1 protein-coding gene is annotated in these 248 nt (G+C 62.9%); it reads right to left on the reverse strand.

The features are described from left to right. Window positions 1-248: phage tail protein I (locus AACY19_RS27725; RefSeq protein ID WP_339454680.1), on the reverse strand; the 248-nt coding region annotated here is incomplete at both ends.

A 248-nucleotide genomic window follows, 5' to 3' on the forward strand; every position in this document is an offset into this window, starting at 1 on the left:
AGGGATACGGCAATGTCTAAATTGCCTTGGGTTTCCAGACTGATGGCCAGCCCGGTCAGGTGCCGCGTGACGGGCTTGGCATCGTCGATCAGGCGCTCCAGTTCCTGATACATTTCCTCGGTGATACCGGTGTCCAGCACGCCGACCTTCAGCGCGAAGGTGCCCGGCACGCCCTCGGGCACCGTCTGGAACCACTCGACGATCTCGATCAGATAGCCCAGCGGCTCGACCACACGACGCAGCGCGCC

Source organism: Pseudomonas sp. EA_5y_Pfl2_R50, assembly GCF_963970475.1.
GTDB lineage: Bacteria > Pseudomonadota > Gammaproteobacteria > Pseudomonadales > Pseudomonadaceae > Aquipseudomonas.